The 6,690-nt window shown below is 51.5% G+C and carries 8 protein-coding genes; 3 read left to right on the forward strand and 5 right to left on the reverse strand.

Features of this window, described 5'->3' with window-relative positions; all coding sequences use genetic code 11:
- Window positions 1-23: 23 nt before the first annotated feature.
- The gene (locus EKM70_RS09165) at window positions 24-614 is read right to left on the reverse strand and encodes a Fic/DOC family protein (protein ID WP_125547224.1); all 591 of its coding nucleotides are present in this window, start codon (window positions 612-614) and stop codon (window positions 24-26) included.
- Window positions 611-1,057 (reverse strand): helix-turn-helix domain-containing protein, encoded by a 447-nt coding sequence (locus EKM70_RS09170; RefSeq protein ID WP_125547226.1) that lies wholly within the window; start codon window positions 1,055-1,057, stop codon window positions 611-613. The genes EKM70_RS09165 and EKM70_RS09170 overlap by 4 nt, the downstream gene beginning before the upstream one ends.
- A 102-nt stretch (window positions 1,058-1,159) precedes the next feature.
- Here EKM70_RS09170 and EKM70_RS09175 point away from each other — a divergent pair, with 102 nt between their 5' ends.
- Window positions 1,160-1,621, forward strand: coding sequence for an NUDIX hydrolase (locus EKM70_RS09175; protein WP_125547228.1), 462 nt, complete (start codon window positions 1,160-1,162; stop codon window positions 1,619-1,621).
- A gap of 40 nt (window positions 1,622-1,661) precedes the next feature.
- Here EKM70_RS09175 and lepA read toward each other — a convergent pair whose 3' ends face one another.
- Window positions 1,662-3,458, reverse strand: coding sequence for a translation elongation factor 4 (gene lepA / locus EKM70_RS09180; RefSeq protein ID WP_125547230.1), 1,797 nt, complete (start codon window positions 3,456-3,458; stop codon window positions 1,662-1,664).
- 201 nt (window positions 3,459-3,659) lie between these two features.
- Between lepA and EKM70_RS09185 the strand changes: the two genes are divergently transcribed.
- Complete coding sequence (locus tag EKM70_RS09185) at window positions 3,660-4,184, forward strand: GNAT family N-acetyltransferase (protein ID WP_125547232.1); 525 nt, start codon at window positions 3,660-3,662, stop codon at window positions 4,182-4,184.
- Window positions 4,185-4,245: 61 nt separating this feature from the next.
- Here the strand turns inward: EKM70_RS09185 and EKM70_RS09190 are convergent, their stop codons facing one another.
- Window positions 4,246-5,247 carry an NAD(P)-dependent oxidoreductase gene (locus EKM70_RS09190; protein WP_125547234.1) on the reverse strand — a complete coding sequence of 334 codons (1,002 nt, stop codon included), beginning with the start codon at window positions 5,245-5,247 and terminating at the stop codon, window positions 4,246-4,248.
- A gap of 22 nt (window positions 5,248-5,269) precedes the next feature.
- Window positions 5,270-6,223, reverse strand: coding sequence for an AEC family transporter (locus EKM70_RS09195; RefSeq protein ID WP_125547236.1), 954 nt, complete (start codon window positions 6,221-6,223; stop codon window positions 5,270-5,272).
- A gap of 55 nt (window positions 6,224-6,278) precedes the next feature.
- Here EKM70_RS09195 and EKM70_RS11600 point away from each other — a divergent pair, with 55 nt between their 5' ends.
- On the forward strand, window positions 6,279-6,530 hold the full coding sequence (locus EKM70_RS11600) for a transposase (protein ID WP_263853604.1): 252 nt from the start codon (window positions 6,279-6,281) through the stop codon (window positions 6,528-6,530).
- Window positions 6,531-6,690: the final 160 nt, after the last annotated feature.

The following is a 6,690-nucleotide window of genomic DNA, read 5'->3' on the forward strand; positions in this document are numbered from 1 at the left end:
CGAGTCCATTTTTGCGTTTTTACTTAATGTAAAATCTCTTGAAATACCGCGGCCATTAGCTTTGGGTCGTCTTGGATGCTGGCCGTCATGTAAGCTTCCTGTTGTTCCTGCATGAATGCTAGGCGTAGGCCCTTCTGGCGGGCCAGGACCGTCGTGAAGACCCGGAGTGTTCGCCCATTGCCTTCACGAAACGGGTGAAACATATTTAACGCCGTCACCAACTCACCCAGCGCGTCCGCGACAACCGCCTTATTCGACGGCAGTGTCGCAAATTCCGTTAACTGCCGTTGAAGATCCCACTCGGCGTTACCAAACAAACTGACCGGATGAAAGTGCGTGACAACACCATTCGAGGTCTTGTTGAAATCGACCTCACGGTACTGCCCCGCCCAATCATAGATGTCCCCTAGGAGTGCTCTGTTGATGCGTTTCAATTCCGTGATGTCGCGACTGATTAACTGGTAGCCTGCAATCACATAATGATTCTGCCGAATAAGCTGTTGCGCTTGCCTACTGACGTTATACTCCACCACGTGTAATTCTTCGTCGTCTGTAATTTCCAATTTATTACGCAAGGTACCATTAGGCTGAAGGTAATCTTCCCAACTTTTCACTTGTTTGGAACCGTATTTCTAGCTTGAACGCGTTTCAAGATTTCTTTAGCACTTAGAGGTCCTGTAGTGTAGACTTCTTGCGACATCTTGACGTCGTCCACCGTCGGTTCAAACCCCTCATACATGTTGTTGATGATAGCCTCGAGCGTTGCCCGGTACTCTTTCTCATTGCGAAAAGCGACCCCCATAATGGTTAGGGCTTGGTCATCGTGTTCCAAATACATGATTTCATCATCCTCCTCTAGTCTAGCTAACGCCGTAAAAATCACGTCATGATTTGCTAACAGTTGAATTAATTTGACGGCGGGGCCACTAGGGGCGTAATCGTCCTGTTCCCAATGCTGGACGGTCCGCACCGAGACGTTTAGGAGCGTTGCCAAATACTTCTGACTAATCCCGTAGTGTTGGCGGATGAATTTAATACTTTTGGCTGTCCGACTCATCGCAATCACCTCACGCCTATTATACCCTTCAAGGGTACCGCCCCCTATCGAAACGTCTTGCGCTATAATGAACGTAACTCTACGAGAAAGGTGGTCATCCCCATGGCCAATTACATCCAAGAAATCCGACAGCTAGTCGGTCACCGCCCGCTAATTCTAAATGCCGCTGGGGCCATTCTGGTCAACGGCAAGCAGGAAGTTCTGCTCAACCTGCGGACCGATACCCACAACTGGAGTCTACCCGGCGGTTTCCTCGAATATGGCGAAACCTTCGACGCGGCCTGCGTCCGGGAGTACAAGGAGGACGCGGGGATCGACGTCGAAATTATCCGGCCATTGGGCATCTTCGACCAAGGCTTCACCACCTACCCTAATGGCGACCAGACCCAGGTGATCAGTCGGCTCTATCTGGTCAAGCAAGTTGGCGGTCACCCCCTCGAAGCCGCCACGGATGAAACGCTCGATCTAAAATACTTCCCCTTCGACCAACTTCCACCCCTGTTGAATCAACAGACGGCGGACATGTTAGCGGCGGGAAAAGCTTACTTTGAAGCAACCAAATAGGGCGATGCCAACCGGCACCACCCTATTTTTCTTATGTTGTTTATTTTTCGAGATCCAAGACCGCGTTGAAAACTTCCTGTGGCAACTCAATGTCACTGTGCGCAGCCTGGCGTTTGTTAGCACTCTGACGGCGTAGCTGAGCGGCCTTCTTAGAGGCACTCTTCTTCTCGCCGTTGGCCGCCACGTTCTTACGTAACGGTGGCACGTCGACTCTGGCCAGGGCCTTCCCCTCGACCACCGATTGAACCGGCATCGGGTATAGCTTCCGCGGAATCACAAATTTCAACTTGTGCACTAGCTCCTGGGCCACACGAGGGGCATCCTCCCGGTGGACGACGAACGACAGCGCATCGACTCTGGCATAGTTGACGTGGACCTCAATCTTAACGACGTCGGCCAGATCATAGCCGGCCAAGGCCGTCGTCAACGTAGCATAGCCGTGGGAAACGGACTTCAACGCGTTAAAGAAGTCATAGGCAATCTCGGCAAATGGCAACTCGTAGTTCAGAACCACCAGATCACCTTGATTGTTCATGTCTTGAAGCGTCCCGCGATGTTGATCGGCCAGCTTCATCACGGGTCCTAAGCTCTCGCTAGTCGTGGTGATCGTCGCCTTAGCCAGGGGTTCCTCGACAAAATCAATCTTTGAGTAGTCCGGGAACTTGATCGGATTATTCACAACGACCGGTTCCCCGGTATTCTTGAGGTGCACGCGATAGGTCACGTTGGGCGCCGTGGTCAAGACGTCCAACCCGTATTCATCGTGCAGACGTTCGCGAATAATTTGTAAGTGGAAAATTCCTAAGAACCCACAGCGGAAACCAGCACCCAAGGCCTCGGAATTCTCCGGCCGGTAGTGGAAGGACGTGTCATTTAACGCGAGTTTTTCCACCGCTAATTGGAGATCGTGGTAGTGGTCCCCTTGGGGATAGAAACCGGCAAACACCATTGATTGGGCGGGTTCATAACCGGGCAGTGCTGTCTCCGTTGGGTTGGCGACCAACGTCAGGGTGTCCCCCACGCGCAAAGCCTGCGGGTCCTTCAAACCGGTGACCACGTACCCAACATCACCAACCCCTAGCTGTTTAGCGGGTACCCGGGCCGGAGCGAAGATCCCAATTTCATTGGCCGCCACAGCCTGTTGGTTTGCCATCAAGACGAGGTTGTCGTTGGCTTTCAGCTGGCCATCGACTACCCGAACGTAGGCGATAATTCCTTTGAAGGCATCGTATTGGGAATCAAAGACCAACGCCTTGAGTGGGGCCTGGGCATCCCCAACCGGTGCTGGGATCGTGGTGTGAATGGCTTCCATCACGTCATGAACGTTCAAACCAGTCTTGGCCGAAATCTTGAGGACGGGCACGTCCGCAAATTCCGGTGAAAGATCTCTGATCTGGGTAATCGTCCGGTCCACGTCGGCCGCGGCCGCATCAATTTTATTCACCACGGGAATCACCACCAAGTGATTGTCCTGTGCTAAACGCAGGTTCGCCACCGTTTGAGCCTGAACCCCCTGGGTAGCATCCACCAAGAGAATGGCCCCATCACTGGCGGCTAAACTCTTGGAAACTTCATAGGTAAAATCGACGTGCCCCGGGGTATCGATAAAATTATATTCATACTCCTGCCCGTCATCGGCGTGGTAATAATTCCGCACCGTTCGGGACTTCACCGTGACGCCATGCGCCTGTTCAACCTGGAGGTCATCCAGCAGTTGCGCCTTACTTTGGCGGTCATTGACCGTTTGCGTTTGTTCCATAATGCGGTCGGCCAGCGTTGACTTACCGTGGTCGATGTGCGCGATGATCGCGAAATTTCTGATGTGACTGGGATTCATGTCTGTGCTCCTCCTTAAGGATGCCGCCAAGAACACTGTCGCTCTTGGGTTCAAGTCTAATCATGATAGCCGATTCACGAGATTTGTCAACGCATCCCTGACCATCAGACCTTTTTTACTATCATACACTGTTTCCGACCCGTCTTCGCGATTAAAAATGTGGTATTCTAACAAAGTAGTCTTTTCTAAGGAGGTCATCATTTGAGTCTAATTTTTATCAAACGCGCGACACGCCGCGATCTCTCAACGATTATGGCGTTGATTGACCACGCCAAAGAACAATTGAAAGCCGCTGGCAGTCCCCAGTGGCAGGATGGTTATCCTAACCTGGCCACCCTCACCGCGGACGTCGATGCCCAGCATTGTTGGCTACTGGACGTCGACGGTCAGGTAGCCGGCACGGCAACCATGATCATCGGCGACGACCCCAACTACCAACACATCGAGGATGGCCAGTGGCAGAATAACCAAGAACCCTATGCCACGATTCACCGCATTGCGATCGGCCCCGGCTTTCGCGGCCAGCACTTGAGCCATTATTTCTTTTCTAATTTAATCAGTGCCGCCTATCGTGAGGGCGTTCGTAATTTCCGGGTGGATACCCACCAGCAAAACCAACAGATGCAGGCAATTGCCACCAACTTTGGTTACAAATATCGTGGTACCATCTACGTCGACGACGGCCCTAACGGTGCCCGGCGCGCCTACGAACTGAATTTGGATTAATGATACAAAATAAGAACCTCGTAACCCACTCAATTGGGCTGCGAGGTTCTTTTCGTTAAAGTTAAATACTAATCGCGTTACTGGTCTTCCCCGTCGTCAGGTAATCGTGAAAGTTCTGGTAACTGACACTAATCATATCCTGCAATGCCGGTTCCGTATACGATCCCATGTGGGGGGTAATCAATACTTGTGGATAACGCGCCAAGAGTTGTTGGACCTGGTCGTTAGGCACATCACTGACCTGGTTAAAGTGCTTACCAAGGATTTCACCCTCGTCTAGAATTACATCGGCACCGTAACCCGTGAGTTTGCCGGTGTCCAGGCCTTGCAGAATAGCGGGAATGTCCGCTAACTCACCTCTGGCGGTGTTAACCAGGACCGCACCAGGCTTCATCTGTTCGACGAACTTGGCATCGATGAGGTTGTCATTCTTGCCAGGGAAGTAAGGCACGTGGACCGACACGATATCGGCCTGTCCCAACATGGTTGGGAGATCACACAGCGTCACCGTTTCTTTGGCGGCCGGACTGGGGTAAGGATCGTAAGCCACAACGTTCGCCCCAAGGCCTTGGTACAGCTTGGCTTCGGTCAACCCAATCCGTCCGACACCCATGATCCCCACGGTGGCGGTGTGAATTTCCTTACTAAACAAGTCAGTGCCCACAGTAAAGTTGGCTTGATGCGTCCGATCCACAGCCAGATTGACGTGCCGGAAGAGGTTCATCCCCATGGTCAGAGCCAATTCAGCGACGGCAAATGGGGAATAGGCCGGGACCCGCGCCATAGCAATTCCTAAGTCGCTAGCGGCCTGCAAGTCCATGTGATTATAGCCAACGGTCCGGGTGAAAACCATTTTAATGCCCCAGTCCGCGAACTTTTGCAAGTTTTGGCGGTCGACCACACAGTTGCCCCGGACCAGGACCCCGTCAGCCCCCTTAGAAGCGTCAACATTGTCGTGAGTTAACATTTCTGGAACGTAGGTCATGTCAAAGCCAAACTGGTTGAGACGGTCAAAATAGGGTTCCTCGATGGGCCGAACCCCGTAAGACGTAATTTTTACCATAATTGAAAAACACTCCTTTTTTCTAGTGGAAGATGCCCATCCCGTTTAAGACTTCCATGATAGCGATCCAGATCGGCATCATCACCACGGCCGCAATCGTCGAGATAAACGACGCATTCGATGACATGACGGCTTCCCGATCAAAGCTAATCGCGTAGGCGGAAGCTACCGCGGCGGTTGGCGTGGCCATCATGACCACAATCGTCGCTACGGCCACGTAACTCAGGGCGAGAATTCCCGTGACGTTTAACAGATATAGAATCACTAAGTTCAACAATGGCACAATAATAACCTTGTTGAAGGCGTAGTACCATGGGGTCTTGTCGGCCGCGGCATCCTTGAAGGAAATTGATCCCAAGGTAACCCCAATTGATAACCAAGCCAGTGGCGACGCCAGGTTAGCCAAGTAGCTCAGTGGCTTGTAGAGCCAGAGAGCCGTCTGGTCAATTCGGTAGAAGGCCACCGCGGCAACGCCCGTCGTCTGAACCCCATTGACCGCAACGGGCACCGTGACTTGTGGCACCAGGTGTTGACCCAGCCACATGAACAGTCCTAAGAAGGTTGCGATAACAATTGGATTCAGGAACATCTTCTTGACGTTCTTGGCTTCCATCTTCAGACCAGACATCTTGATGTAGGCGTAGGAATACAGGAAGATCCGATACCCAATGTTGAAGATAGAACTATACATAACCCCTTTGGCCCCGTACACGGCCCCAACAATTGGAATTCCGAAGAACGTGGTCGACCCGAACGTAGTCAGAATTGCCAGCACGTCGCGTTGTTCTTTGACGTAGCGCTGGTAAAGAAATGGCGTAACGAAGATGAGGAGAATGTAGATCACAATCCCCCAAACCAACACACCCATCCCCTGTTTAAAGGCATCCCCATTCATCGGTTGCATGAAGGAATTAAATGCCAGTGCAGGAATGGCGACACTTAAGACAACCTGGATGTAAGCTGATTCCTGAGACAACTTTTAAGAGAGCGTATAATGAATAAATCGTCTCTCAAAAGGAAGGAATTTTTACATGCCAACTCGTTACGACAAAGAATTCAAACAAAACATCATCAACCTATATAAACAAGGCGAATCAGCCGCCCAACTGGCCAGAGAATATGGCATTGGCTATTCAACCGTTCATAAGTGGATCCAGGGCCAAGCCAAAACTCAATCCGTTAAATCGCCAGACGAAATTAAAGCGATGGAAAAGCGACTGGCTTCGCTGTCTGAGGAGAACGAAATCCTAAAAAAAGCCCTGGGCTTCCTTGCGCAGAAGTAACCAATATCTTTGATTACATTCACCAAGAAAGCCATCACCACCAGGTAACCAAGATGTGCCGAATCCTCGGTGTTTCCAGAGCCCAGTATTATCGTTATCGATCCCCCAAACCTTCAAAACGCCGGGCCGAAGATGCGGACTTGAAACAACGGATTCTGCG

Origin of the sequence: Levilactobacillus lindianensis (assembly GCF_003946095.1) — a bacterium.
Lineage (GTDB): Bacteria > Bacillota > Bacilli > Lactobacillales > Lactobacillaceae > Levilactobacillus > Levilactobacillus lindianensis.